This is a genomic window from Nocardiopsis nanhaiensis, assembly GCF_054778635.1.
This window is the reverse complement of record NZ_BAAGZJ010000174.1, coordinates 1-2,047: the sequence shown is the minus strand read 5'-3', so window position 1 is coordinate 2,047 and position 2,047 is coordinate 1. Positions and strand designations below refer to the sequence as shown.

Here is a 2,047-nt window from a genome sequence, read left to right as displayed (position 1 = left end):
GCGCCAGGGGCGCACCGCATCACGCACGCTGGCGTAGCTTCCTCCATAGCCCTGTTCTTTGAGCTCGGTCCACAGCATCGACGCGTTCCGACAGCCTTCGGTGAACCGCTGGCGCAGGTAGCCCTCGTACGGGGCGATGGCCTTGGGGCGTTTGCCTGTTCCGTCGCGTCCGAGCAACTCCTCAGGATCGCGAACGCGTACGAAGCGGCGCACGGTGTTGCGCGCCAGCCCCAGCTCGCGGGCGATCTCCTGCACCGTCTTGTGCTGCTGGCGCAGCTGGTGCACCTGTGCGTGGCGAGTGCGGGTGCGCTCAGTGAGCCACCCCGCACGGCCAGGCGAGAGCGTCTGGACCACCTCACCGCCTGGTTCGTCTTCCTCCCACGTGGGGTTCGGGCAGGTGAAACGGGTGCGGTAGCGGGCCACGACCTTCTCCACAGCGTGACCGAGGTTGTGCCACATATGCCACCGATCCGCCACCTGGACAGCGTCGGGGGCACCGCGTCGGGCGCCATCGGCGTAGGCCCCGGCCCGGTCCCGGCAGATCACCTCTACCCCGGGGCGCTCGACCAACCAGGCTTGGAGGGCCTGGGCGGTGCGCTCATCGAGCAGGTCCACGGGGCGGCGGGTCTCCACGTCAACCAGCAGCGTTCCGTAGACATGGCCCTTGCGCAGGGCGAAATCATCGACCCCGAGCACGCGGGGCACTCCGTGTGCGGTGTCGGTGCTGGCGCGGATCAGGCGCAGCAGACTCATCCGGCTGACCGCGGTGGCCAGATGGCTGCTGAGGCGGGCTGCTGCTCGTCCGCCCAGGGCCATAGCCAGGTGGGTTAGGAGTTCGGTCAGGTGCGGGGTGCGTCGGGCATGGCGTCGGGTCAGACTGGGGATCTGTTCGGTGAAGATCGTCTGCTGGCAGGTGTCCTGGTCGCAGAAGAACCGGCGCACGTGCAGGTGGATGAGGGTTTCTTGGGCGGAGATGGGGGTGTCGGCCAGGCGGCGTTGGTAGCGGCTGTGGACGCGGGCAGAGGGCGTCGCGCACGTCGGGCAGGTGGCGGTGCGGGTAGTGGAGGTGGCGGTGATGCGTACCGTCCGGCCGCTGCGGTGGGCATCGGCGATGCGGAGCCCGGTCAGGTGGGGGAAGAACAGGCTGAGGAGGGAGGAGAGGGACACCTCGCATCATCGCGAGCACAGCCCTGTCGGCGCAGGCGCTTCATCAAATCCGTGCCAGAACCAGTATTCACGTGTCGCCGACACGGGCTCGCGTGGAGCTGCCCGACGAGCCCCCTGCGCTAACGCCGGATGCGGCCTGGGCACTGCTCCGCATCCTTCGCACGGCCTACGCACAGCGATTCGCACCGAATGAGTACACACCTCGATCAGGTGAGGAAGAAGGTGACCAATGACCCTTAGTCCGGTTGGCTCTCCCAACCAGACGCCATCAGAACCGATGTACTTCGCCTTCCTGGGGCGGGTATCCACCGAGGACCACCAGGATCCGGAGTCTTCACGACACTGGCAGCACCGGCGAGCTGAAAACCTGATCGCGCCCAAGGACGGGCGAATCGTGGCGCAGTTCTTCGACATCGACCACTCGCGCTCGGTCCCCCCGCAACGACGTCCGGAAGCGAGCCGGTTGCTGGAACTGCTCGCAGACCCCAACCGCGGGTTCGACGCGGTGGTCGTCGGTGAGCCCCAGCGCGCCTTCTACGGCAACCAGTTCGCCATGACCTTCCCGATGTTCGAGCACTACGGCGTCCAGTTGTGGGTCCCTGAGATCGGTGGGGCGATCGACCCCGCCAACGAAGCCCACGAACTGATCATGTCGATGTACGGAGGGATCTCCAAGGGAGAGCGCACACGGATCAAGACGCGGGTGCGTGCCGCCATGGCCGCCATGGCGCAACTGGAAGGGCGTTTCCTCGGCGGTCCGGAGTGTGTCAAGTCGAATCGGACAGGGGTAGGTGATCGTCAGGCCGCTTCACACAGGTCAGCGCTGTGCTGCGCGGTAGGTGCGGTGTCCGGTTCGTTGATCCACGCGGCCTCGGGAAGA

2 protein-coding genes are annotated in these 2,047 nt (G+C 66.9%); one reads left to right on the top strand and one right to left on the bottom strand.

Annotated elements, in window-relative coordinates:
• A partial coding sequence (locus tag ACYVD1_RS34595) for an ISL3 family transposase (RefSeq protein WP_460778694.1) occupies nucleotides 1-1,167 on the bottom strand: 1,167 nt, incomplete at its 3' end.
• Nucleotides 1,168-1,396: 229 nt separating this feature from the next.
• On the opposite strand from ACYVD1_RS34595, the gene ACYVD1_RS34590 reads away from it, so the two are divergent.
• Nucleotides 1,397-2,047: recombinase family protein (locus ACYVD1_RS34590; RefSeq protein WP_460778693.1), on the top strand; the 651-nt coding region annotated here is incomplete at its 3' end.